The 24,406-nt window shown below is 71.6% G+C and carries 22 protein-coding genes; 15 read left to right on the plus strand and 7 right to left on the minus strand.

The window, feature by feature from the left end; all coding sequences use genetic code 11:
- Positions 1–124 precede the first annotated feature (124 nt).
- Complete coding sequence (locus tag ACWD4B_RS29290) at positions 125–1,237, minus strand: TIGR03086 family metal-binding protein (RefSeq protein WP_451423566.1); 1,113 nt, start codon at positions 1,235–1,237, stop codon at positions 125–127.
- A gap of 38 nt (positions 1,238–1,275) precedes the next feature.
- The gene (locus ACWD4B_RS29295; protein WP_451423586.1) at positions 1,276–1,671 is read right to left on the minus strand and encodes a carboxymuconolactone decarboxylase family protein; all 396 of its coding nucleotides are present in this window, start codon (positions 1,669–1,671) and stop codon (positions 1,276–1,278) included.
- A gap of 143 nt (positions 1,672–1,814) precedes the next feature.
- Between ACWD4B_RS29295 and ACWD4B_RS29300 the strand changes: the two genes are divergently transcribed.
- Together ACWD4B_RS29300 and mnmA are read left to right on the plus strand one after the other, a co-directional pair.
- Entirely contained in the window at positions 1,815–2,984 is a 1,170-nt protein-coding gene (locus ACWD4B_RS29300; protein ID WP_451423567.1) for a cysteine desulfurase family protein, read from the plus strand.
- Positions 2,985–3,065: 81 nt separating this feature from the next.
- Complete coding sequence (gene mnmA / locus ACWD4B_RS29305; protein WP_451423568.1) at positions 3,066–4,202, plus strand: tRNA 2-thiouridine(34) synthase MnmA; 1,137 nt, start codon at positions 3,066–3,068, stop codon at positions 4,200–4,202.
- A gap of 109 nt (positions 4,203–4,311) precedes the next feature.
- Here the strand turns inward: mnmA and ACWD4B_RS29310 are convergent, their stop codons facing one another.
- From ACWD4B_RS29310 to ACWD4B_RS29330, 5 genes are all read right to left on the minus strand, one after another.
- Positions 4,312–4,875 carry a Uma2 family endonuclease gene (locus ACWD4B_RS29310; protein WP_451423569.1) on the minus strand — a complete coding sequence of 188 codons (564 nt, stop codon included), beginning with the start codon at positions 4,873–4,875 and terminating at the stop codon, positions 4,312–4,314.
- Between the two features lie 198 nt (positions 4,876–5,073).
- A complete protein-coding gene (locus ACWD4B_RS29315) occupies positions 5,074–5,520 on the minus strand; it encodes a hypothetical protein (RefSeq protein ID WP_451423570.1) in 447 nt (148 codons plus the stop codon).
- 161 nt (positions 5,521–5,681) lie between these two features.
- Complete coding sequence (locus tag ACWD4B_RS29320; RefSeq protein ID WP_451423571.1) at positions 5,682–6,422, minus strand: dienelactone hydrolase family protein; 741 nt, start codon at positions 6,420–6,422, stop codon at positions 5,682–5,684.
- Positions 6,423–6,428: 6 nt separating this feature from the next.
- Positions 6,429–6,644 (minus strand): DUF397 domain-containing protein, encoded by a 216-nt coding sequence (locus tag ACWD4B_RS29325; RefSeq protein WP_451423572.1) that lies wholly within the window; start codon positions 6,642–6,644, stop codon positions 6,429–6,431.
- A 12-nt stretch (positions 6,645–6,656) separates the two neighbouring features.
- Positions 6,657–7,511 carry a helix-turn-helix domain-containing protein gene (locus ACWD4B_RS29330; RefSeq protein WP_451423573.1) on the minus strand — a complete coding sequence of 285 codons (855 nt, stop codon included), beginning with the start codon at positions 7,509–7,511 and terminating at the stop codon, positions 6,657–6,659.
- A 219-nt stretch (positions 7,512–7,730) separates the two neighbouring features.
- On the opposite strand from ACWD4B_RS29330, the gene ACWD4B_RS29335 reads away from it, so the two are divergent.
- The 13 genes from ACWD4B_RS29335 to ACWD4B_RS29395 all read left to right on the plus strand — a co-directional run bounded on the left by ACWD4B_RS29335 (position 7,731) and on the right by ACWD4B_RS29395 (position 24,286).
- Positions 7,731–8,219 carry an ATP-binding protein gene (locus tag ACWD4B_RS29335; protein WP_451423574.1) on the plus strand — a complete coding sequence of 163 codons (489 nt, stop codon included), beginning with the start codon at positions 7,731–7,733 and terminating at the stop codon, positions 8,217–8,219.
- Between the two features lie 22 nt (positions 8,220–8,241).
- Positions 8,242–8,781 carry an LOG family protein gene (locus ACWD4B_RS29340; RefSeq protein ID WP_451423575.1) on the plus strand — a complete coding sequence of 180 codons (540 nt, stop codon included), beginning with the start codon at positions 8,242–8,244 and terminating at the stop codon, positions 8,779–8,781.
- Positions 8,782–8,796: 15 nt separating this feature from the next.
- The gene (locus tag ACWD4B_RS29345; RefSeq protein WP_451423576.1) at positions 8,797–9,486 is read left to right on the plus strand and encodes an SDR family oxidoreductase; all 690 of its coding nucleotides are present in this window, start codon (positions 8,797–8,799) and stop codon (positions 9,484–9,486) included.
- A 154-nt stretch (positions 9,487–9,640) separates the two neighbouring features.
- Positions 9,641–10,651 (plus strand): methionine synthase, encoded by a 1,011-nt coding sequence (locus tag ACWD4B_RS29350; protein ID WP_451423577.1) that lies wholly within the window; start codon positions 9,641–9,643, stop codon positions 10,649–10,651.
- Between the two features lie 8 nt (positions 10,652–10,659).
- Complete coding sequence (ligA, locus tag ACWD4B_RS29355; RefSeq protein WP_451423578.1) at positions 10,660–12,954, plus strand: NAD-dependent DNA ligase LigA; 2,295 nt, start codon at positions 10,660–10,662, stop codon at positions 12,952–12,954.
- Between the two features lie 173 nt (positions 12,955–13,127).
- A complete protein-coding gene (locus ACWD4B_RS29360; protein ID WP_451423579.1) occupies positions 13,128–15,230 on the plus strand; it encodes a putative bifunctional diguanylate cyclase/phosphodiesterase in 2,103 nt (700 codons plus the stop codon).
- 111 nt (positions 15,231–15,341) lie between these two features.
- Positions 15,342–15,638, plus strand: coding sequence for an Asp-tRNA(Asn)/Glu-tRNA(Gln) amidotransferase subunit GatC (gene gatC, locus ACWD4B_RS29365; protein WP_336413454.1), 297 nt, complete (start codon positions 15,342–15,344; stop codon positions 15,636–15,638).
- Between the two features lie 7 nt (positions 15,639–15,645).
- Positions 15,646–17,139 (plus strand): Asp-tRNA(Asn)/Glu-tRNA(Gln) amidotransferase subunit GatA, encoded by a 1,494-nt coding sequence (gene gatA / locus ACWD4B_RS29370; RefSeq protein ID WP_451423580.1) that lies wholly within the window; start codon positions 15,646–15,648, stop codon positions 17,137–17,139.
- Complete coding sequence (locus tag ACWD4B_RS29375; protein ID WP_451423581.1) at positions 17,136–17,390, plus strand: hypothetical protein; 255 nt, start codon at positions 17,136–17,138, stop codon at positions 17,388–17,390. The genes gatA and ACWD4B_RS29375 overlap by 4 nt, the downstream gene beginning before the upstream one ends.
- Positions 17,391–17,416: 26 nt before the next feature.
- Entirely contained in the window at positions 17,417–18,925 is a 1,509-nt protein-coding gene (gene gatB / locus ACWD4B_RS29380; RefSeq protein ID WP_451423582.1) for an Asp-tRNA(Asn)/Glu-tRNA(Gln) amidotransferase subunit GatB, read from the plus strand.
- A gap of 165 nt (positions 18,926–19,090) precedes the next feature.
- The gene (locus tag ACWD4B_RS29385) at positions 19,091–19,699 is read left to right on the plus strand and encodes an AMIN-like domain-containing (lipo)protein (protein WP_451423583.1); all 609 of its coding nucleotides are present in this window, start codon (positions 19,091–19,093) and stop codon (positions 19,697–19,699) included.
- A 193-nt stretch (positions 19,700–19,892) separates the two neighbouring features.
- Positions 19,893–21,989, plus strand: coding sequence for a phosphocholine-specific phospholipase C (locus tag ACWD4B_RS29390; protein ID WP_451423584.1), 2,097 nt, complete (start codon positions 19,893–19,895; stop codon positions 21,987–21,989).
- A gap of 128 nt (positions 21,990–22,117) precedes the next feature.
- Positions 22,118–24,286: an MMPL family transporter gene (locus ACWD4B_RS29395; RefSeq protein WP_451423585.1), complete on the plus strand. Its 2,169-nt coding sequence runs from the start codon at positions 22,118–22,120 to the stop codon at positions 24,284–24,286.
- Positions 24,287–24,406 lie beyond the last annotated feature (120 nt).

Consider the following 24,406-nt stretch of genomic DNA (forward strand, 5'->3'; position numbering starts at 1 on the left):
AGCCCCCACCGGCCCGCAGCCGACGCACCACCTCAGGGGTCCGGGGCGCAGCCCCGGGTACTTCGACTGCGGGCGCGTCGTGGTTGCTCGCGCAGTTCCCCGCGCCCCTTCGGGGCGCCAGGTCCTAGACCGCCCGGCCCAGCCAGGCCGCCAGCCGCCCGTACGCGTCCGCGTCCTGCGGAGCCGTCCGCACCGGGCCGAACGGAACGCCCTCGCCGCGCCGGTCGGCCGTCAGCGCCTGCTGGGCCCACTGCAGCGCGTACTCCCCGAGCTCCTGGTCCAGCGGCAGCGGGTGGCCGAGGGCCTGCGAGAGGTCCCAGGTGTGGGCGACGGTCTCCATCACGCACCCCGAGGCGAGGTACGCGCGGCCCGGCATCTCGCCCCACGGCACGGAGATGGGCATGTCCAGCTTGGCGTCGTCCGCCCAGGCCGCCGCGAGGCGGGCCCGGCCCGCCTCGTAGGCGGCGGCCCAGCCGTCGTCGGCCACGTCCGCGACGGCCGTCAGGCGTTCGGGCTTCCCGGTCTCGCCGATGACGGCACCGGCGTTCAGGCCGCCGACGAGGTGCGCGAGCAGGCCGCGTATGTCGAACTCCTCGCACGGCGTCGGGTCGCCGAGCCGCTCGGCGGGGACGGCCGCGACGAGCGCGGCCAACTGGCCGGTGGCGCGGGCGAGAAGGGGGCGGGGGTCGGTGGTGAAGTCCATGGGGAAGTCTCCTTGCTCGGTCCGGTCGCCGAGGCGCGCGGTGGTGCTCGCGCCGTCGAGGCCCTCGCGGATGATGTCGGTGTGGCCCGCGTGCTGGGCCGTCTCCCGCAGCAGGTGCAGCAGGATCCGGCGCACGGGCCAGTGCTCCTGCCGGCCCGGCGCCCAGGGCGCCTCCGGCAGCGGGACCACCGTGCCGAGGCCGGGAAGCGCGGCGACCGCCGCGTCGGTGTCCCGCGCCGCCGCCTCGTACGCGGCCACCAGGTCCGGCAGCGTGCCGCCCTGCGGCATGCGGTACTGGTCCTCGTCCCACATGCCGTCCGGGGTGGAGCCGTCGCCCGCGGTCATGACGTGGGTCCAGACCCGCTCGGCCCGGGTGAGGTGGTGGAGCACCCCGCCGACCGTCAACTCGCTGACGGTCGTGCGCTCGGCGGCCTGTGCGTCGTCGATTCCCTGCGCGGCGATCAGAGCCAGGCGCCGCTGATCGGCCAGCGCCCGCAGGAGTTCGCCGCGCTCGTCGGCATCGGTGTGCGTCATGGAGCCGACGTTAGAGATCATGTAGGTCCGAACAGGTCCTAGTTCTTCACCGGCAGCAGTCCGCGCTCGGCGAAGACCTTCTTGGCCACGAATGTCGCGTTGAGGGCCTTCGGGATACCGCAGTACACCGCCGAGTGCAGCAGCGCCTCGACGACCTCCGTCGGGGTCAGGCCCACGTTCAGCGCGCCGTTGACGTGCACCTCCAGCTGCGGCTCGCAGCCGCCGAGGGCCGTCAGCATGCCGAGTGTGACCAGCTGGCGCTCGCGCGGGGCCAGTTCCGGGCGGGCGTAGATCTCGCCGAAGGCCCAGGAGATGACCTGGTTGCCCAGCTCGGGGGAGATGTCGGCGAGGGACTCGACGACGCGGTGGCCGGCCTCGCCGTCGACCGTGTCCAGCATGGCCAGGCCGCGCTTGTGGCGCTCGCCGAGGGTCATGTCCTGCAAGTTGTCCATGTGGTTCCCGTTCTTCATGGACATGACCGTAGGACTTCGAGTGAGCTCCAACGCAAACCCCGTTCCGTGCACGGCCGGGACGCCCCGTACCGCCCGGCGGGCCGCCTCGTAGAATCGTGCCCACCATGGCCTACCTCGACCACGCCGCCACCACCCCGATGCTCCCGGAGGCGGTGCAGGCGATGACCGCCCAGCTCGCCCTCACGGGCAACGCCTCCTCGCTGCACGCCGCCGGGCGGCGGGCGCGCCGCACCGTCGAGGAGGCACGCGAGTCGCTCGCCGCCTCGCTCGGCGCGCGCCCCAGCGAAGTCGTGTTCACCGCGGGCGGCACCGAAGCGGACAACCTCGCAGTGAAGGGCCTGTACTGGGCCCGCCGCGCCGCCGACCCGGCCCGTACGCGCGTCCTGGCCAGCCCCGTGGAACACCACGCCGTGCTCGACGCCGTCGACTGGCTCGCCGCGCACGAGGGCGCGACCGTCGAGTACCTGCCGGTCGACGCCTACGGGCGCGTGCACCCGGACGCGCTGCGCGAGGCGATCGTCCGCAACCCGGACGATGTGGCCCTGGCCACGGTCATGTGGGCCAACAACGAGATCGGTACGGTCATGCCGGTCCGTGAACTGGCCGATGTCACAGCGGAATTCGGTATTCCGCTGCACGCCGACGCCGTACAGGCCTTCGGTCAGCTGGACGTGAGCTTCGCCGACTCCGGGCTCGCCGCGATGACGGTCAGCGGCCACAAGATCGGCGGCCCGTACGGGATCGGCGCGCTGCTGCTGGGGCGCCAGTACGCGCCTGTGCCGCTGTTGCACGGCGGTGGCCAGGAGCGGCACGTGCGCTCCGGCACGCTCGACGTGCCGGCCGTCGCCGCGTTCGCCGTCGCGGGTGCGCTGGCCGCCGAGCGGCGCGAGGAGTTCGCGCGCGAGGTGGGCGCCCTGCGCGACGAACTGATCACGGGCGTGCGGAGGTCCGTCCCGGACGCGGTTCTCGGCGGCGACCCGGACCCGGCGGGCCGGCTCCCGGCCAACGCCCACTTCTCCTTCCCGGGGTGCGAGGGCGATTCCCTGCTGCTCCTGCTGGACGCCCAGGGCATCGAGTGCTCGACGGGCTCGGCCTGCACGGCCGGGGTGGCACAGCCGAGCCATGTCGTCCTCGCGACGGGGACGGACCCGGAGCTGGCGCGGGGGACGCTGCGGTTCTCGCTGGGCCACACGTCGACGCACGATGACGTCTCGGCGGTGATCGAGGCGATCGGCCCCGTGGTGGAACGGGCGAGGAGCGCGGGGCTGAGCTAGAGAGAGGGGCTCGCGCCCCGAAAGGGGCGCGGGGAACTGCGCGACCAGCCACAGCCGACCCGCACGTACCCTGGAAGGGCTATGACTGACTCCCCCCGCGACGGACGTCGCCTCCGCGTACTGGCCGCCATGTCCGGCGGAGTGGACTCCGCCGTTGCCGCGGCGCGAGCCGCCGAGGCCGGTCACGACGTGACCGGCGTGCACCTCGCCCTCTCGGCGAACCCGCAATCCTTCCGCACCGGCGCCCGCGGCTGCTGCACCATCGAGGACTCCCGCGACGCCCGCCGCGCCGCGGACGTCATCGGCATCCCCTTCTACTGCTGGGACCTCGCCGAACGCTTCCGCGAGGACGTCGTCGAGGACTTCGTCGCGGAGTACGAGGCCGGGCGGACCCCGAACCCCTGCCTGCGCTGCAACGAGAAGATCAAGTTCGCGGCCCTGCTGGACAAGGCCCTCGCGCTCGGGTTCGACGCGGTGTGCACGGGTCACTACGCGACGGTCGTGCTGAACGAGGACGGCACGCGCGAGCTGCACCGTGCGAGCGACATGGCGAAGGACCAGTCGTACGTCCTCGGCGTCCTGGACGAGAAGCAGCTCGCCCACGCGATGTTCCCGCTGGGCGACACGATCACCACGAAGGACGAGATCCGCGCGGAGGCGGAGCGCCGTGGCCTGGCGGTGGCGAAGAAGCCCGACAGCCACGACATCTGCTTCATCGCGGACGGCGACACCCAGGGCTTCCTGGCGAAGCGGCTGGGCAAGGCCGAGGGCGACATCGTCGACGAGTCCGGCACCAGGATCGGCACCCACGAGGGCGCCTACGGCTTCACGATCGGCCAGCGCAAGGGCCTCCGCATCGGCCACCCGGCCCCGGACGGCAAGCCGCGCTACGTCCTGGACATCTCGCCGGTGAACAACACGGTGACGGTGGGCCCGGTGGAGGCGCTCGACGTGATCGCGCTGACGGCGATCAAGCCGCGCTGGTGCGGGGTCGCTCCCGAGGGGGAGGGCACGTACACGGCGCAGCTGCGCGCCCACGGCGGCGAGACGGCGGTCACGGCGGAACTGGTGGATGGCGTTGAGCTCCGGGTCCGCTTCGCGGAGCCGGTGCGGGGCGTGGCCCCGGGACAGGCGATCGTGCTGTACGACGGGACGCGGGTGGTGGGGTCGGCGACTATTGCGGCGACGGAGCGGGCTGCCCTGCGGGCGGCTCAGTAGGAAAGCGGGGTTGCCGGGAGTCTGGAGGGCGCGACTGTGGCGATCGCCCGCCGCAGTGCGGATGAGAATTGCCTCCTCGCTTGGTCGAACACCGCGGACTGGACAGGGCTCAGTAGGTATAAAGCGCCGTGGTGTCGAGCTCGGTGCCGATGGGGTCGCCGATCGGCACCGGATCACCGAACTTGCTTTCCGTCTTTGACCGGTAGCGGCCCTCGTCGGGAAGCGAGTAGAGCAGGCACTCACCCTTGGTGGGATCCACGATGAGGTAGTACGGGATACCGGCCTGGGCGTACTTCGCGACCTTGCGGCGGGTGTCATTCTCCGGGTTCGATGCAGAGACGACCTCACCGACGAGGATGACTTCGTCGGCGGGGAACTCCTGGTGATTCGTGCCGCGGTAGGACGGGTCGGCGATGGAGAAGTCCGGGCGGAGGTACGTCGTCCCGTGCCAGCCTTCGTAGACGGTGTTGACCTCTGTCATGACGAACCACTTGGACAACAGCTGGGAAGCGATGGTCATGACCATGTTCCCGTGTGCACTGGTAACCACGGTTTCGATGCAGACCTCTCCGTCGATCATCTCGGCGTGCAAGTCCGGGAATGCCTCGTCGATTGCCTCGAACATCCGCATTTCCTCAGTTGTCGTCACCGGGCGCTCCAGCTGCATGGTCATGGTTGCCCTCCCCCTGTGTGGTCCTGGCCATTGCCAGGCTAGCGACGCGGGCACGACCTTGCCCTGATGTCGGGGCCCCGTGCAGGCGTTCTCACCCAGGACACCCGATGGGGTGAGCGGCAGTTGACGTCCCGGCACACGCACTCCAGGCCGGCGAGGAACGCCTCGCCGGCCTGGAGTCGGTCGTCCGGAGCGGAGTTACTCGCTCGGCTCGTCACCGGCGATCGGCCCGAGGAAGTGCAGGCTCCACGCCTCGTTGGGGGAGTCGTCCTCGGGGGCGAGCCGGACCTGGGCGCCTATGTGGTCGGCGCGCAGGGCGAGGCCCTTGTCGGAGAGGATGTGGACGCCGAACGGGGTGGGCTTGATCACCCAGTTGAGCGGCTCGACGTCGTTGGTCCAGAGCACTTCGTTGGCATAGGTCAACGTGCCCTTGGGGTTGTACAGCGGCTTGATCTGGTACTGCCCCGGCAGGCTGCTGTCCACGCGCTTGATCCGCCACTCCTGGGGGATCGGCGGGATGAGCTCCGGCGCGACGATGACGGGGGCGCCGTGGTCGACGGAGTGCTGGGTGCTGGTCAGGGTGATCCGGAACCCGATGTGGGCTCCGATGATGTAACGGCCTTCCGCGAGCTCGGGTGCAGGCATGGCATTCCTCCGCATTGCCCTGGCTTGCCCTGTGACGGCCGCCACAGGGCTGTGCGCCAGGCCACTCTCTCCCGCTCGTCGTCGGCGTGTGTAGGGGCAAATATCGCCAGGGCGATCGTGTCCGTAACGGCCCTCTTGATTCGCGGGGGAGTTGCGAAGGATCAGCCGGTCGTGAGCGTACGGGCGAAGAAGGGCAGCAGGCGGTCCCAGTGCAGCTGGAGTCCGGACGGGCTGAAGGCTGCCGTGTCGGACATCGTGAAGCCGTGGACGGTGTCCGGGTACACCTCGGAGGTGTAGCGGACCCCGGCGGCGTCCAGGGCCTTGTCGAACTCGGGCATCGGCTCGTCCTGCTCGGCCAGGCCGAAGAGGAGCTCGGCACGCAGCTGCGGGGCGAGCAGGTGCGCGCTGTCGGGCGTCTCGGTGACCAGGCGGCCCGGGTGGAAGCCGGCCACTGCGGCCACGTCGTCGGGGCGGGCCGCCGCCGTGCGCACCGCCAGGACCGCGCCCATGCAGTAGCCGACGGATCCGACCGGGCCGGGGCCGACCTCGGGCTGAGCAGCGAGGAAGTCCAGGTAGGCGTCGGCGTCGCTCCGCACCCGCTCGGCGGTGAGTTCCTGCATCATCGGGGCGAGGTGCTCGAAGAACGCCCCGCGGGCCTCGGGGCCGCTCAGGTCGGGCACTTCGAACAGGGGCGCGCGGCCCCGGCGGTAGTAGAGGTTCGGGGCCAGGACGTAGTAGCCCTCGGCGGCCAGCCGCTCGGCCAGCGCGTGGATCACCGGGCGCAGTCCGAGGGCGTCCATGTACAGCAGGACGGCGGGGTGCTGCTCGCCGTCGTCGGGGAAGGCGACGAAGGCGTCGGCGGTGCCGTCGGGGGTGGTGATGTCAACTGTCTTGGTGGGCATGCGTTGTCAGTCCCTATCGGTTTCGGAGTCACGTGGTCCGACTCTGCCCGCCTTTATACCGGCGAGTAGTGTCCCGAGGGCGTACTGGCCCGCTCTTATGACCTCTGCCGGGACCTCGCTCTCGCGGAGAGCCACCGTTCCGGTGCCGGTTGCTGCGCACTCGACGCAGTTGTTGCCGCCGCCCCCGCTGAAGCTTGAGCGCTGCCAGTTGCGATCTATCACGGTCTGGGCCTCTCACATTTCGCGTGCGATGGACCAGATGAGGCTTTGTGACTCGTCAGGCGGGAGCGCCGAGCTTTCCATCAGGTCCAGCAGAGCACGGTAGTTGGCCAGTGGCGTGGGGGCATCGATGAAGTGGGCCCCGAGTTCAGTGTCCAGGTGGACCGTGTCGAGCTGAGGTACGGGACCTTCCGCGTAGAGGATCGAGTGGCCAGCGCCGTGGAAGCCGCCTGCGCTGAATGGGATGACCCGAAGGGTCACGTTCTCCCGGTCTGCTGCTTCCGCCAGGTGCTCCAACTGCTTGCGAGCAATGTCGCGCCCGCCGAACTCCAGTCGGAGGGCAGCCTCGTGAATGATGCCGACGTACGGAGTTGCGCGGTCCCCGTTGACGACGGATTGGCGGCCCAGGCGATGAGCGACCCCAAGCTCTACTTCCAGGCGCGGCAACTTGGGGACGACGAGCTTGAAAAGGGCTCGTGCGTGGTCCTCGGTCTGGAAGAGGCCGGGCAGATGCACAGTCTGCGCGGTGCGGATTCGGGTTGCGTGGTGCTCGATCTCGGAGACGCCCAGATGTCCGTCCGGAAGCTTCCCTCGGTACTCGTCCCACCATGGGCGTGGTCGGCGATTGCCTGCCATGGCGGCCAGTGCATCGGTCAGTTCCGGGTCCGGGCATCGGTATCGACAGGCCAGATGTCGGACGCGCTCCTCGCTGAGTCCAGTGCGGCCTGCCTCGATGTTGGAGATCATCGTGCGGTCCGCGCCGAGCATGGCAGCTGCCTGCTGGACCGAGATTCCTGCCTGTTCGCGTAGCCGGCGCATCTCCGTGGCCAGGCGTTTCTGGCGGCCTGTGGGGCCGTTTCGTGGAGCCATGGATCCTCTCTCATACGCGCCAAGCAGTCTGGCAGCGCGCGGTGTTCCGGTCTAGTGAGTTCGCTGTCGACTCACTCATTCGTGAAATGTGGCTCACGCGTGAGTCGTGAGGCCCTACGGTGTGAGCCACGCCACTCAACCGCGCCGCGCCCCGCGGAAGCGCACCGCGTTCAACGCGGCAAGGACACCGCACGGCACGGCCCCACCGGAGGTGCCCCCATGGACAACCCGCACCTGCACCCACGCCCCGCCCCCATCCCGTTCACCGAACCCTGGGAGTACGAACTCGCCTTTCCCCGCGACCCCCGCGGCCCCGGCATCGCCCGGATCACGCTCCGAGCCGTTCTCGCCGCCCACGGGCTCCACGAACTCGCCGACAGGGCAGAACTGTTGACGTCCGAGCTCGCCACCAACTCCGTCCGGTACTCGCGCGGCCCCGCCGCCGTCCGGCTCACCTGGGCGCACCCCGTGCTGCGGGTGAGCGTCACCGACACCGGTGCGCACCTGCCCGTTCCCGTGTCGCCGAGCCCGGACACGGGCAGTGGCAGCGGCCGTGGCCTGCTCATCCTCGACCTCGTCGCCCACCGCTGGGGCGGCTTCCCCCTCGGCCGGTCCCCGCTGGGGACGCTCGGCAAAATCATCTGGTTCGAGCTGGTGCTGGACCCGGGGTCCCCGCCCCCGGGAGCGGTGCCCGCGCTGGCCGCGTAGGCCCGCGCGTACCGTTGACCCCATGAACATCACCGTCTTCTGCTCCGCCGCCGACCTCGACGACCGATACACCACCCCCGCCCGCGAGTTCGCCGAACTCATCGGCAAGGGCGGCCACACCATGGTGTGGGGCGGCTCGGAGTCCGGGCTGATGAAGGTGATGGCGGACGGCGTGCAACAGAACGGCGGCCGACTGGTCGGCGTCTCCGTCGAGTTCCTCGCCGCCAAGGCCCGGCAGAACGCGGACGAGATGGTCGTCGCCAAGGACCTCGCCGAGCGCAAGGCGGGACTGCTCGCCCGCGGTGACGCCGTCGTCGTCATGGTCGGCGGCACCGGCACGCTCGACGAGGCGACCGAGATCCTGGAGCTCAAGAAGCACGGGCTGCACACCAAGCCCGTCGTGCTGCTGAACACGGCCGGCTTCTACGACGGGCTCAAGCAGCAGTTCCAGCGGATGGAGGACGAGGGGTTCCTGCCGCTGCCCCTCGCCGAGCTGGTGTTCTTCGCCGAGGACGGGGCGAGCGCGCTCGCGTATCTCGAAAGCCGGGGCGCGAGCCGGTAAGGCAAGCTGTCACCCATGGCAACACATGTGATCACAGGCGCCGGCTCCGGCATCGGCGAAGCCGTCGCGCAGCAGCTGCTGGAGCGCGGGGACGAGCTGTGGCTGTTCGCGCGGGACGCGGGACGGGCCAAGGAACTGGCCGCCCGCTTCCCCGGCGCGCGCACGCTCGTCGCCGACCTGGCCAACCCCGACCGGCTCTCCTGGGCCCTCGGCCACCAGACCGTGCCGGACCGGATCGACTCGCTGCTGCACATCGCCGGGGTCGCCGACCTCGGCGGGGTCGGCGAGCTCACCACGAAGACCTGGAACAACACCCTCGCGGTCAACCTCGTCACCCCCGCCGAGCTGACCCGCCTGCTGCTGCCCCAGCTGCGGGTCACCAAGGGGCACGTGGTCTTCATCAACTCCGGTGCGGGGCTGCGGGCGAACGCCGAGTGGGGCGCGTACGCGGCCAGCAAGCACGGGCTCAAGGCGCTCGCCGACGCCCTGCGCGAGGAGGAGCACGCCAACGGCGTGCGGGTCACCAGCGTCTACCCCGGGCGCACGGCCACGCCCATGCAGCAGAAGGTGCGGCAGCAGGAGGGCCAGGAGTACGACGCAGAGCGCTGGATCGACCCGCGCTCGGTGGCCGCGACCGTGCTGCTCGCGCTCGACCTGCCGCGGGACGCCGAGATCAACGACCTCTCGGTGCGACCGGGGCACTAGGGCGTGTTCGGCGGATCTTCGCGCCCCGTAAGGGGCGCGGGGAACTGCGCGACCAGCCACGATGCGCCCGCAGTCGAGGTACTCGGGGCTTCGCCCCGGACCCCCGGGGTAGTGCGTCGGCTGCGGGTCGGCGGTGGCTGAGTACGCTTCCGGGGTGAGCGAGAGCAACAGTTTTTCCGCCGTCCCCGGAACCGCGACCGGGGTCGGGTCGATGCCCGGCGGCGATGCGCGCGAGGCCGCCAAGACCGTCACCGGGTCGCTGGAGACCCTGCCGTACCTGCCGGAACTCCCCGGCCGCGGGCCCGGGGCCGACATGATCGGCCGGACCGCCGGGATGCTGGTGGAGGTCTTCGCCCATGTCGAGCCCAGCGGCTGGCGGATCGGCGACCGGCCCGGACGGGACACCCGCCGGGCCCGCTCCTGGCTGGGCGAGGACCTCGACGCCCTGGAGGAGTTCACCCAGGGCTACGAGGGCACCCTCAAGGTCTCGGCCGTCGGCCCCTGGACCCTCGCCGCCGCGCTCGAACTGCGCGGCGGCGAAGCCGCCCTGAACGACGCGGGCGCCTGCCGTGACCTGACCGGCTCGCTGGCCGAGGGCCTGCGCAACCACCTCGCCGAGGTCCGCCGCCGGGTGCCCGGCGCCCACGTGATGCTCCAGCTCGACGAGCCCTCGCTCACCGCCGTGCTGCGCGGGCAGATCCGTACCGCCAGCGGCTACCGCACCTACCGGGCCGTCGACCGGGCCGTCGTCGAGGGGGCGCTGCGGGACCTCGTCGCGGTCGCGGACGGTCCGGTCGTCGTGCACTCGTGCGCCCCCGGCGTGCCCTTCGCGCTGCTGCGCCGCGCAGGCGTCACCGGCGTCTCGTTCGATTTCTCTCTCCTCACCGAGCGTGAGGACGATGCGATCGGTGAGGCGGTCGAGGCGGGGACGACGCTCTTCGCGGGCGTGGTGCCCGGCACGGACGGCCCATTGTCGGACCCTGCCGGTAGCGTCATGGGTGTCAGGACGCTGTGGCGCAGGCTGGGGCTGGCGCCGGGGACTCTCGCGGAGTCCGTGGTGGTCACTCCCTCGTGCGGGCTCGCGGGTGCTTCGCCCGCATATGCCCGCCGGGCTCTGGAGCACTGCGTCCGGGCTGCCCGATCGCTCGCGGACAACCCGGAGTGACGGCGCGCATGGAGCAACGGGAGGACGGAACGGTGGCTGTCGAACAGCGAGGCGGACAGCGGGGCGAGGAGCTCGACGAGCTCGCGGCGCAGGCCACGGTGCCCGCGGAGGCGCGGGAGAGGCACGCTCGGCTGGCCGAGCAGATCGAGGAGCACCGCTTCCGGTATTACGTGAAGGACGCCCCGGTCATCAGCGACGCCGCCTTCGACAAGCTGCTGCGCTCGCTGGAGGCCCTGGAGGAGGAGCACCCGGAGCTGCGCACCCCGGACTCCCCGACCCAGAAGGTCGCGGGCGCGTACGAGACGGAGTTCACGGCCGTCGAGCACCGTGAGCGCATGCTGTCGCTGGACAACGCCTTCGACGACGAGGAGCTCGCCGCCTGGGCCGAGCGCATCGCCAAGGAGATCGGCGACGGCGAGGGCACCGCGTACCACTTCCTGTGCGAGCTCAAGGTCGACGGCCTCGCCGTCAACCTCACCTACGAGTACGGCCGGCTCACCCGCGCCGCCACCCGTGGCGACGGCCGCACCGGCGAGGACATCACGCCCAACGTCCGCACGATCTCCGAGATCCCCGACCGTCTCAAGGGCGACCGCATCCCCGCGCTCGTCGAGGTGCGCGGCGAGGTCTACTTCCCGATGGAGAAGTTCGAGGAGCTCAACGCCCGCCTGGTGGAGGCCGGCAAGCCCCCCTTCGCCAACCCGCGGAATGCGGCGGCCGGTTCGCTGCGCCAGAAGGACCCGCGCATCACGGCCACCCGCCCGCTGCACATGGTGGTCCACGGCATCGGCGCCCGCGACGGCTTCGACATCGACTGCCAGTCCCACGCCTACGAGCTGCTGCGCGAGTGGGGCCTGCCGACCGCCGCGCACGCCAAGGTCGTCGACTCGTTGGACGCCGTGCGGAAGTTCATCGCGCACTACGGCAACCCGGACGTCCGCCACTCCATGGAGCACGAGATCGACGGCGTGGTCGTCAAGCTCGACGAGATCCCCCTGCAGGGGCGGCTCGGCTCCACCTCGCGCGCCCCGCGCTGGGCCATCGCCTGGAAGTACCCCCCGGAGGAGGTCAACACCAGGCTGGTGGACATCCGCGTGGGCGTCGGCCGCACGGGCCGGGTCACGCCGTACGCGGTCGTCGAGCCCGTCACGGTGGCCGGTTCCGAGGTCGAGTTCGCCACCCTGCACAACCAGGAGGTCGTCAAGTCCAAGGGCGTCCTCATCGGTGACATGGTCGTGCTGCGCAAGGCGGGCGACGTGATCCCCGAGATCCTGGGCCCCGTGGCCGACCTGCGGGACGGCACGGAGCGGGAGTTCGTGATGCCCGCCGAGTGCCCGGAGTGCGGGGCGGGCCTGCGGCCCATGAAGGAGGGCGACATCGACCTCCGCTGCCCCAACGCCCGCTCCTGCCCGGCCCAGTTGCGCGAGCGCATCTTCTACCTCGCCGGCCGCAAGTCGCTGGACATCGAGGCGCTGGGCGAGGAGACGGTCCGCGCACTGACCGCGCCCGACGAGGGGCCCCGCGTGCTCTCCAGCGAGGCCGACCTGTTCGACATCAAGGTCGAGGACCTCCGCGACGTCAAGATGTGGCGCCGGGACACCCGTAAGGGTGCGAAGGAGGACGACCGCATCCTCGCCTCGTACTTCTACGGCCAGGAGAAGACCGTCGGCCGCGGCGAGGAGAAGCGCACGCTGCCCGCCGAGCCCAAGGAGAACACCAAGCGGCTGATGAGCGAGCTGGAGAAGGCCAAGGAGAGCCCGCTCTCCCGGGTGCTCACCGGCCTGTCCATCCGGCACGTGGGCCCTGTCGCCGCGGTCGCGCTGGCCCGCGAGTTCAGGTCGCTGGAGCGGATCGCGGAGGCGGGCGAGGAGGAGCTGGCGGCGGTCGAGGGCGTCGGCGGCACCATCGCCGCCTCGGTGCGCGAGTGGTTCGCCGAGGACTGGCACCGCGAGATCGTCGAGAAGTGGAAGGCCGCCGGGGTCCGCATGGAGGAGGAGGCCGGAGCCGACGAGGGCCCGCGTCCGCTCGCCGGACTGACCGTCGTCGTCACCGGTACGCTCTCCACCCACACCCGGGACGCGGCCAAGGACGCACTCCAGAGCCGGGGGGCGAAGGTGACGGGTTCGGTGTCGAAGAAGACGGACTTCGTGGTCGTCGGGGACAACCCGGGCTCGAAGTTCGACAAGGCGATGCAGCTGAAGGTTCCCGTGCTGGAGGAGGACGGTTTCGCCGTCCTGCTTGAGGAAGGGCCCGAGGCGGCGCGCGCGGCTGCCGTGCCCCAGGAGGCCACCCCGGCGGAGTAATGCCCGCATAGTCAGTGGGCATTACCCCTACAGCGCCTGCTGGAGGGCTGCAGAAGGCCGGATCGCATTCGGGCAACCGCTGCCGATCGCTGCCCGCCGTAGCCTTCTGCGGCCTACTGTTGAGACGTGCGCCTGCCGTGGCGCGGGCACCGCCGGCTGTGAGAGGGACGGGCATGAAACCCATCGACAGCGCCGAACCGGCATCCCGGCTGCGCAGGCTCCGCCCACCCGCGCTGCCGACGGTCTGCACGGCCGCGGCCGCGCTCGCGTTCGCGGCCGGGACGGCCCGTGCGGCCGTCACGGGCCGGGCCCTGTTCCCCGGTGGCACGACCGGCTGGTCGCTGGCCACCCTCACCGCGCTCATCGTGGCCCATCTCGTCGCCCTCGGCCGGGACCGCTGGTGGGGCGGCACCGGCTCCGGTGCCGCCCTCACGCTGGCCGTGCTGCTGCTCTACGGCTGGCTCCCGTCCGCGCTGGTGAGCATCGCGGTCGTCACGCTCGTCGCGGCCGCCCGCCGGCACCGCTGGCGGCAGGCCTTACTCCATGGCGCGGTCGACATCCTCGGTATCGCCGCGGCCGGGCTGGCGCTCGCCGGATGCGGCGTCAGCGCGAGCGTGGAGTCCCCCTGGCCGCCGGACAGCTGGCAGCTGTCCGCCGCCCCCCGGATCGCCCTGGCGGCCTTCGTCTACCTCGCCGTCACCCGCTCCCTGCTCTGGTACTCCATGGCCCCGCGGGTGGCGCTCACCAGCGTCGCCCGGGCCGCCCTGGTGCGGCAGGCCCTCGTCGGCGGCGCGCTGCTCGGCATCGCCCCGCTCATCGCCGTCGTCGCCGACCACGCGCCGCTGCTGCTCCCGCTGTTCGCGGTGCCGCTCGTCGCGCTGGACTCCACGCTGTGGATAGCCCGGGCCCGCGCCGAGGAGCAGCTGCGCGACCCGCTCACCGGGCTGCCGAACCGGCAGTGGCTGCTGGAGCGCACCTGGACGGCCCTGGACGAGGCCGAACAGGCGGGCACCCGGGCCGCATTGGTCCTCATCGACCTCGACCGCTTCCGGTCCGTCAACGACACCCTCGGCCACCTCGCCGGCGACCGGCTGCTGCTGCAGATAGCGGACCGGCTGCGGCTGGCCCTGCCGCGCGACGCGGAGGCCGCCCGGCTCGGCGGCGACGAGTTCGCGGTCCTGCTGCCCACCGCCGACTCCCTCACCAGCGCCCAGCGGGTGGCCCGTTCGCTGGTCGGCACCCTCGGCTCCCCGCTCGACCTCGACGGGCTCACCCTCGTCCTGGAGGCGAGCGCCGGCGTCGCCGTCTACCCCGACCACGCGCTCGACGCCGAAGGCCTGCTGCGCCGGGCCGACGTGGCGATGTACCAGGCGAAGCGGGACCGCAGCGGCGTCGAGGTCTACGAGGCCCGCCGCGACGGCAACACCCCCGACCGGCTGGGGCTGTTGGGGGACCTGCGGCGCGCGCTGGACGCCGGTGACGTCGAGCTGCACTACCAGCCGAAGGTGGGCTTCGACGGGCACGTCGAGGGCCTGGAGGCGCTGGTGCGCTGGGTGCACCCGGAGCGGGGCCGGGTCTCCCCGGACGAGTTCATCGCGATAGCGGAGTCGTCCGGGCTGATGCCGCGGCTGACCGAGTACGTGCTGGAGACCGCGCTCGGCCAGGTCGCGAAGTGGCGGGCGATGGGCCTGGAGGTGCCGGTCGCCGTCAATGTCTCGCCGCGCGACGTCCACACGCCCGGCTTCGCGGGCTCGGTGGCGGCCCGCCTCGCCCGGCACGGGGTCCCCGCGGGGGCGCTGCAGCTGGAGATAACCGAGCACGTCCTGCTGGAGGACCCCCAGCGCGCCGCCGACACCCTCGCCGGCCTCACCGGCCACGGCGTCAAGATGTCCCTGGACGACTTCGGCACGGGCTACTCCTCGCTCGTCCACCTGCGCCGCCTCCCGGTGAGCGAGCTCAAGATCGACCGTTCCTTCGTGGCCCGCCTCGCCATCGACAACGAGGACGCCGAGATCGTCCGCTGCACGCTGGACCTGGCCCATTCGCTGGGCCTGCTGGTGGTCGCGGAGGGCGTGGAGGACGACGAGACCTGGGAGCGGCTGCGGGATCTGGGCTGCGACGCGGTCCAGGGCTGGCTGGTGGCCGCCGCGATGCCGCCGGACGAGACCACGGCCTGGCTCCGGCTCCGCCAGGAGGGCGGCTGGCGCCGGGAGGCCGAGCCCCTGCGTGCGGGTGCGGCCTCGGTTTCGCCGGCCGAGGAGGATGCGGTCACCTGAGGGGCTGCGAGGGGTGGGTTCCCCGGCCCGGAATCAATGGTCAGGCGACCGCGCGCCCGGAGGCCATAGGATTGGCCCCGAAACCTACACACTCACCCTGAGGATCGCTGCATGCCTGGCATCACGCGCGAGGAGGTCGCCCACCTCGCCCGGCTGGCACGTCTGGAACTGCAGGACGAAGAGCTCGACCACTTCGCCACTCAGCTCGACGACATCATCGGCGCGGTCGCCCGCGTCTCCGAGGTTGCCGAACAGGACGTCCCGCCGACCTCCCACCCGCTGCCGCTGACCAACGTCATGCGCCTGGACGAGGTCCGTCCGTCGCTGACCCCGCAGGAGGCGCTCTCCGGCGCCCCCGCCCAGGAGCAGCAGCGTTTCAAGGTGCCGCAGATCCTGGGGGAGGACTAAGACCGTCATGACGGACATCATCAAGCTCACCGCCGCCGAGATCGCGGCGAAGATCGCCTCCGGCGAGCTCACGGCCGTCCAGGTCACCGAGGCCCACCTGGCCCGGATCGACGCCGTCGACGAGAAGGTGCACGCCTTCCTGCACGTGGACCGCGAGGGTGCCCTCGCCCAGGCCCGTGCCGTCGACGAGAAGCGCGCCCGCGGCGAGAAGCTCGGCCCGCTGGCCGGCGTCCCGCTCGCGCTGAAGGACATCTTCACCACCAAGGGGATCCCGACCACCGTCGGTTCCAAGATCCTCGAAGGCTGGATCCCGCCGTACGACGCGACGCTGACCAAGCGGCTCAAGGACGCGGACGTCGTCATCCTCGGCAAGACCAACATGGACGAGTTCGCCATGGGGTCCTCCACCGAGAACAGCGCCTACGGCCCGACCGGCAACCCCTGGGACCTGACGAAGATCCCCGGTGGTTCCGGCGGCGGCTCCAGCGCCGCCCTGGCCTCCTACGAGGCCCCGCTGGCGATCGGCACGGACACCGGCGGCTCCATCCGCCAGCCCGCCGCCGTCACCGGCACCGTCGGCGTCAAGCCGACCTACGGCGCGGTCTCCCGCTACGGCATGGTCGCCTTCTCCTCCTCCCTCGACCAGGGCGGCCCCTGTGCCCGCACGGTCCTGGACGCGGCCCTGCTGCACGAGGTGATCGCCGGTCACGACCCGCTGGACTCCACCTCCATCGACGCCCCGGTCCCGCCGGTCGTCGAGGCGGCGCGGAACGGCGACGTCAAGGGCCTGCGCGTCGGTGTCGTCAAGCAGTTCCGCGGCGAGGGCTACCAGGCCGGCGTCGTGCAGCGCTTCGACGAGTCCGTCGAGCTGCTCAGGGAGCTGGGCGCCGAGATCGTCGAGGTCGACTGCCCGTCCTTCGACCTGGCGCTCGCCGCGTACTACCTGATCGCACCGTCCGAGTGCTCCTCGAACCTGGCCCGCTTCGACGGCCTGCGCTACGGGCAGCGGACCGGCGACGACGGTACCCGCTCCGCCGAGGACGTCACCGCCCTCACCCGCGAGGCCGGCTTCGGCCCCGAGGTCAAGCGCCGCGTCATGCTCGGCACCTACGCGCTGAGCTCGGGCTACTACGACGCCTACTACGGCTCGGCCCAGAAGGTCCGCACGCTCATCACGCGGGACTTCGAGAAGGCCTTCGAGCAGGTCGACGTGATCGTCTCGCCGACCACCCCGACCACCGCCTTCGCGATCGGCGAGCGCGCCGACGACCCGATGGCGATGTACCTCGCGGACCTGTGCACCATCCCGACCAACCTGGCGGGCAACGCGGCCATGTCGCTGCCGTGCGGCCTCGCCCCGGAGGACGGGCTGCCGGTGGGTCTGCAGATCATCGCTCCCGCCATGAAGGACGACCGGCTCTACAAGGTCGGCGCCGCGGTCGAGGCCGCGTTCACCGAGCGTTGGGGCCACCCGCTGCTGGAGGAGGCACCGTCGCTGTGAGTGCAGAAAAGTCGAGCGCGTTGAAGAAGGCCAAGGGCTTCAAGAAGTCCAAGGCCGGTACGTACCTGTCCATCGGCACCACGCTGTTCGGTGCGGTGAGCGTGGCGAAGCAGGCGAAGGCGGCGCGGAGCGAGCAGGACACCCTGCAGCTCGTCGACGCGGTCGTCTCCGCCGCCGCCATCGTCACCGGCGTCGCCCTGCTCGTGCGCGAGCTGCGCCGCATGAACAGCGACGACGTCCTCGCCGGCTGAGCTGTGGACTTGAGAGGTTAGTTTTCGTGACCGTCACTGAACTGGTGCCGTACGAGGACGCGCTGGCGTCCTACGACCCCGTCATGGGCCTGGAGGTCCACGTCGAGCTGGGCACCAAGACCAAGATGTTCTGCGGGTGCTCCACGGAGCTGGGCGCCGACGCCAACTCGCAGACCTGCCCCACCTGCCTCGGCCTGCCCGGCGCGCTGCCGGTCGTCAACGCGACCGGCGTCGAGTCCGCGATCCGCATCGGCCTCGCGCTCAACTGCGAGATCGCCGAGTGGTGCCGCTTCGCCCGGAAGAACTACTTCTATCCGGACATGCCGAAGAACTTCCAGACCTCCCAGTACGACGAGCCCATCGCCTTCAACGGCTACCTCGACGTGCAGCTGGAGGACGGCGAGATCTTCCGTGTGCAGATCGAGCGCGCCCACATGGAGGAGGACACCGGCAAGTCCACGCACGTGGGCGGTGCCACCGGCCGCATCCACGGCGCCCAGCACTCGCTGCTGGACTACAACCGCGCCGGGATCCCGCTCATCGAGATCGTCACCAAGCCGATCGAGGGCGCGGGCGAGCGGGCCCCCGAGGTCGCCAAGGCGTACGTCGCCGAGCTGCGCGAGCTCATCAAGGCGCTCGGCGTCTCCGAGGCCCGCATGGAGATGGGCCAGATGCGCTGCGACGTCAACCTGTCGCTGCGCCCCAACGGCACCGAAAAGTTCGGCACGCGCTCCGAGACGAAGAACGTCAACTCGCTGCGTTCCGTGGAGCGTGCCGTCCGGTACGAGATCAGCCGCCACGCCGGCGTGCTGAACGCGGGCGAGAAGATCGTCCAGGAGACCCGTCACTTCCACGAGGAGGACGGCTCCACCACCTCCGGCCGCATCAAGGAAGAGGCCGAGGACTACCGCTACTTCCCCGAGCCGGACCTGGTGCCGGTGGCCCCCGCCCGTGCGTGGGTCGAGGAGCTGCGGGGCACCCTGCCCGAGCTGCCGCGCGTGCGCCGCAACCGGCTGCGCGAGGACTGGGGCGTCTCCGAGCACGACATGCAGTCGATCCTCAACGCGGGCGCGGTGGACCTGATCGAGGCCACCATCGCGGCCGGTGCCGACTCCGCCGCCGCCCGCAAGTGGTGGATGGGCGAGCTGGCCCGCCGGGCCAACGAGGAGGGCACCGCCCTCGCGGAGCTCCCGATCAGCACGGCCCAGGTCGCGCGGATCGCGGCGCTGGTCGCCGACGGCTCGCTCAACGACAAGCTGGCCCGCCAGGTCATCGAGGGCGTGCTGGCCGGCGAGGGCGAGCCGGACGCGGTCGTCGAGCAGCGCGGCCTGAAGCTCGTCTCCGACGACAGCGCCCTGGGTGCGGCCGTCGACGAGGCGATCGCGGCCAACGCGGGCATCGCGGACAAGATCCGCAGCGGCAAGGTCGCGGCGGCGGGTGCGCTCGTCGGCGCGGTCATGAAGGCCACCCGGGGCCAGGCGGATGCGGCGCGCGTCCGCGAGCTGATCCTGGAGAAGCTGGGCGTCGAGGGCTGATACGACCGAGTCCGATGGCCGCTTCTCCCCACGGAGGAGCGGCCATTGACGTATGCCCCAGGGTGGCTGATTTTTACCGGTACGCACCACACATGCCGGAACGGTCCGGCATGATCGCCTGGAACGGGCCGGTCCGCGTGCCCGGACGAGGGCTGGGGAGTGGCAATGCGACGGGTGAGCACAGCGCTGGCGGCGCTCCTGCTGACGGGCGCGGGGCTGGCGGCGACGACCGGGACGGCCGTGGCGGTGGACGGGGCCACCACGGTGGCCGGCATCGAGGCGGCGTGCGCGGGCGACTGGGGGAGCCTCCCCAAGGTGAACACCGAGACGGCCGGGTACGCGCCGCTGGTGAACATCAGAACCGGGCAGCACGCCTGCTTCGACCGCATGGTCTTCGACATCCGCGGCGCCGAGGGCAGCACGGAGCACGGACCGGTCCGCTATCACGTGCGCTACGTGGACGAGTTGCACCAGGACGGCTCCGGTGACCTGATCCCGGTCGGCGGCGGCGCGATCCTCGAAGTCCGCGTCGGTGCGCCGAGTTACGACCCGGAGACGATGCAGCCCAGCTACCGGGCGCACGTCGGCAAGCCGTTGCCGGGCGTGGGCGTCGAGGGGTACCGCACCTTCAAGGACATCCGCTACGGCGGCAGTTTCGAGGGCGACACCCAGGTCGGGGTGGGGGTGCGGGCCCGGCTGCCGTTCCGGGTCTTCCAGTCGGGCAACCATGTGGTGGTGGACGTGGCGCACAGCTGGCACGCGGGCGCCCGCTGACGGGCGTTCACCTCCGGGTTGGCCAGGGGCCTTCCCTTGGTCAACCTGTGTCACTACTGTCCCGGTCTAGCGCCCCGTAAGGGGCGCGGGGAACTGCGCGACCAGCCACAATGCGCCCGCAGGCCGTCGGTGGCTGATCGCGCAGTTCCCCGCGCCCCTTACGGGGCAGGCACCATCGACCGGGAGGGTCCCCTTGTCACCGGACATATCGCGCAGGCGCGCACTGTCACTGGGCGCCGGCGCCGCAACGATTGCGGCGACGGGCTCGCTGCTGCCGCCATCGCTGCACCAGGCGATAGCAGCCGGAGCGGAGCGCTCCGGCGGTGGTCTCGCGGACATCCGGCACGTGGTCGTCCTTATGCAGGAGAACCGTTCCTTCGATCACTACTTCGGCACCCTGCGCGGTGTGCGCGGCTACGCGGACCGCAACGCCGTCCGCCTCCCCGGCGGCGGCAGCATCTTCGAACAGCCCGGCCCCAAGGGCCCGGTGCTGCCCTTCGCCGTCCGTGACGCGGCCGCGGCCCAGCACAAGGACCTCCAGTACATCGGCGCCCTCGACCACAGCTGGGCCGGCGGCCACAAGGCCTGGCGCGACGGCTGGATGGACAACTGGATCGCCGCCAAGACCCCGGCCACCATGGCCCATTACGACCGCGCCGACGTGCCGCTGCACCACGAGCTCGCCGACACCTTCACCGTCTGCGACGCCTACCACGCCGCGATCCACTCCTCCACCAGCCCCAACCGCAACCACCTGGTCAGCGGCTGGACCGGCTTCGAGCCGGGCGGCGCCCGGGCCGTCGGCAACGACGCCTACGACGAGGACAAGCACACCGGCTACACCTGGACCACCTACGCCGAGCGGCTGCAGAAGGCCGGCATCGGCTGGCAGGTCTACCAGGAATGGGACAACTTCACCGACAACAACCTGGAGTTCTTCGCGAGCTTCAAGGCGGTGGCCCGCAAGGCCCTGGCCAAGGTCGACGGCGTCCGCACCATGACCGCCTTCTACGAGAAGCTGGCCGCCGCCGACGCGGCGGGCCGCACACGGCTGCAGGGCCTGCTCGACGAAGGCGTCGCCGCGCTCACCGACACCGAGCGCACCCTCTTCCGGCGCGCCCTGCACCGGGGCGAACCCGGCTCCACGGCCACGGCGTTCGCGGCCGACGTCGCCTCGGGCAAGCTGCCGAAGGTCTCGTACATCGTCCCCTCCGGCGCCGACTCCGAGCACCCGGGCGCCTCCTCGCCCGTCGCCAGCGCCTCCATCGTCTACAAGATCCTCGACGCGCTGGGCCGCAACCCCGAAGTGTGGCGGCACACGGCCCTGTTCATCACCTACGACGAGAACGACGGCTTCTTCGACCACGTCCCGCCGCCGGTGCCGCCGGCCGGGACGAAGGACGAGTTCTGGCAGGGACAGCCGGTCGGGCTGGGGATCCGGGTCCCCATGCTCGTCGTCTCGCCCTGGTCGCTGGGCGGCTACGCCTGCTCCGAGGTCTTCGACCACACCTCGATCACCCGCTTCCTGGAGCGCTGGCTGGGCGTGCACGAGCCCAACATCAGCGCCTGGCGGCGCACCGTCTGCGGCGACCTGACCGGCGCCTTCGACTTCACCCGCGGCCGCCGGCTGCCCGCGGTGCACGCGCCCGGGGCCGTTCCGCCGTTCACCGGCCGGTGGAACCCCGAGCCTCCGGCCCGGCAGCGGATGCCGCGCCAGGAGCCCGGCAGCCGCCCGGCCCGCCCGCTGCCCTACCGGCCCGACGCCGACGGGGCGTTCGACGCCGCCGCGGGCGTCGTCCGGCTGAAGCTGCGCAACACGGGCCGCTCCAGCGCCCACTTCGCGCTCTACCCGTACGCGGGGGAGTACGCGGTGCCGCAGCACCGGGACGTCCTGGGCGCGGCCGACTGGGACGTACCGGTGGCCAAGGGTGCGTACGCCTTCACCCTCACCGGCCCTAACGGCTTCCGCCGCGAGTTCGAGGGCACCGCGCAGGGCGCGGCGGCAGCCCTGCACGTCACGAGCGAGGCCGACGCCCGGCGGCGCGAGCTGCACCTCACCCTGAGCAACCGGGGCCGTGCCACGCTCACCGTCACCCTGGCCGTCGACGGCTACGGCGACGAGCGGCCGCGCACGGTGCGCCTCGCGCCCGGGTCCACGCGGACCCTGCCGTACGCGGCGCACCGGGAGCACGGCTGGTACGACCTCGTGATCAGCGCGGCAGAGGACCGTTCGTTCAAGCGCCGGCTCATGGGCCACATCGAGAACGGGAAGGAATCGGTCACCGGCTGATCCGGGATTGATCCGGGACTGATCCGGGATTTCGTCCCCTTTGTGGGGTGAGCCACAAAGGGGACAAAGGATCTTTTCCGGCTGTCAGAGTGTGGGGGATTTTCCCGTGACAGCCCGGAAGCCCGTCCATGACCTCACTCGCCCGCTGGTGCCTGCGCCGCCGCACCGCCGTCGTCGTGCTGTGGCTCCTGGCCCTCCTGGGCACCGCGGCGGCCGCCACGGCCGCCGGGTCCGGCTACTCCGACGACTACCGCGTACCCGGCACCGAGTCCGCGCGGGCGACGGAACTCATGCAGCAGGCCTTCCCCGACGCGGGCGGCGACGACGTCATCGTCTGGCACACCGGCGAGGGCACCGTGAAGGCCACGGACGTCGAGCAGCGCATGAGGTCCGTCCTGCGCGAGGTCGAGCGCCTGCCCGGCGTCGCCGACGTCGGCACCCCGCACACCAGCCAGGACCGGCACACCGCCTACGCCTCCCTCACCTTCGCCTCCGACGGCCCCTCGAAGGCGCAGGTGCAGAAGGTCGTCGACACCGTGCGGAAGGCCGGGACCGACAATCTCCGCACCGCTCTGGGCGGCAGCGAGATCGCCACCACCGAGAGCGCGAGCGGTCACCTGAGCGAGATCGTCGGCGTGGCCGTCGCAGCGGTCGTGCTGTTCATCGCCTTCGGGTCCCTCGCCGCGAGCCTGCTGCCCATCGCCACCGCCCTGGTCGGCGTCGGCACCGCCGCCATGGGCACCGTCCTGCTCGGCCACGTGATCACGGTCGCCGACTTCGCGCCCATGCTGGGCACGCTCATCGGCCTCGGCGTGGGCATCGACTACGCCCTGTTCATCGTCACCCGGCACCGCAAGGGGCTGCGGCAGGGCCTGCCGGTCGAGGTCGCCGCGGAGCGTGCCGTCGCGACCACCGGGCGTGCCGTGGTCTTCGCCGGCGGCACCGTGTGCGTGGCCCTGCTCGGCATGCTGATCCTGCAGCTCGGCTTCCTCAACGGCGTGGCCGTGGCCGCCTCGCTCACGGTCGTCCTCACCGTCGCCGCCTCCGTCACCCTCCTCCCGGCCCTGCTCGGCATGATCGGCCCGCGGGCGCTGAGCCGCCGCGAGCGCCGCCTGCTCGCCGCCGAGGGCCGCTGCCCCGAGACCCCCACCGGACTCGCGGCGCGCTGGTCGTCCTTCGTGGAACGGCACCCCAAACTGCTCGGTGCGGTGGCCGCCGCGGTGATGCTGGTCCTCGCCCTGCCCACGCTCTCCCTCCATCTGGGCACCTCCGACCAGGGCAACAACCCGGCCTCCAGCACCACACGCCAGGCCTACGACCTGCTCGCCCGCGGCTTCGGCCCCGGCGTCAACGGCCCGCTGACCCTCGTGGCCCCGCTCGACAGCGCCGCGGACCGCCTCGCCTTCGACAGGCTCCCCGACACCCTCCGCCGCACGGAGGGCATCGCCTCCGCCACCCCCGCGGCCCTGAGCGGCAACGGCAGCACGGGCCTGATCACGATCGTCCCCACCACCGCACCCCAGTCCCGCGCCACCAGCGACCTCGTCGACCGGCTGCGCACCGAGGTCCTCCCGAAGGCCGCGGACGGCACGGGCCTGAAGGTCCGGGTGGGCGGTGTGACCGCGAGCTACGACGACTTCGCCGGCGTCATCCGCGGCAAACTCCCGCTGTTCGTGGGCACGGTGGTGGGCCTGGGCTGCCTGCTGCTGCTCCTGGCCTTCCGCAGCATCGGCATACCGGCGAAGGCGGCGCTGATGAACATCGCCGCGGTGGCCTCGTCGTTCGGCATCGTCGTGGCGGTCTTCCAGTGGGGCTGGGGCAGCGAACTCCTGGGCCTGGGCCACCAGGGCCCGGTGGAGCCGTTCCTTCCGGTGGTCATGGTCTCGGTGCTGTTCGGCCTCTCCATGGACTACCAGGTCTTCCTCGTCAGCCGCATGTACGAGGAGTGGCTGGCGACCCGCGACAACCGCCGCGCGGTACGGGTCGGCCTGGCCGAGACCAGCCGCGTCATCAACTCGGCGGCCGTCATCATGATCTCGGTCTTCCTGGCGTTCGTCCTGAGCGGCGACCGCGTGATCGCCATGTTCGGCATCGGCCTGGCCTCGGCGGTGGCCCTGGACGCGTTCGTGCTGCGCACGCTGCTGGTGCCGGCGCTGATGCACATGCTGGGCGGGGCCAACTGGTGGTTGCCGGGGTGGCTGGAGCGGTGGCTTCCGAGGGTGAGCATCGAGGCGCCGGAACCGTCCGATCCGGTGCGGAGCGCCGAACTCGCCCGGGGTACGGCCCCGGTGGCCTAGCCCCGTCAGGGGCGCGGGGAACTGCGCGAGCAACCACGACGCGCCCGCAGTCGAAGTACCCGGGGCTTCGCCCCGGACCCCGGGGGGTGGTGCGTCGGCTGCGGAGATCGGAAGAGCGGG

The organism is Streptomyces sp. NPDC002536 (assembly GCF_053594995.1).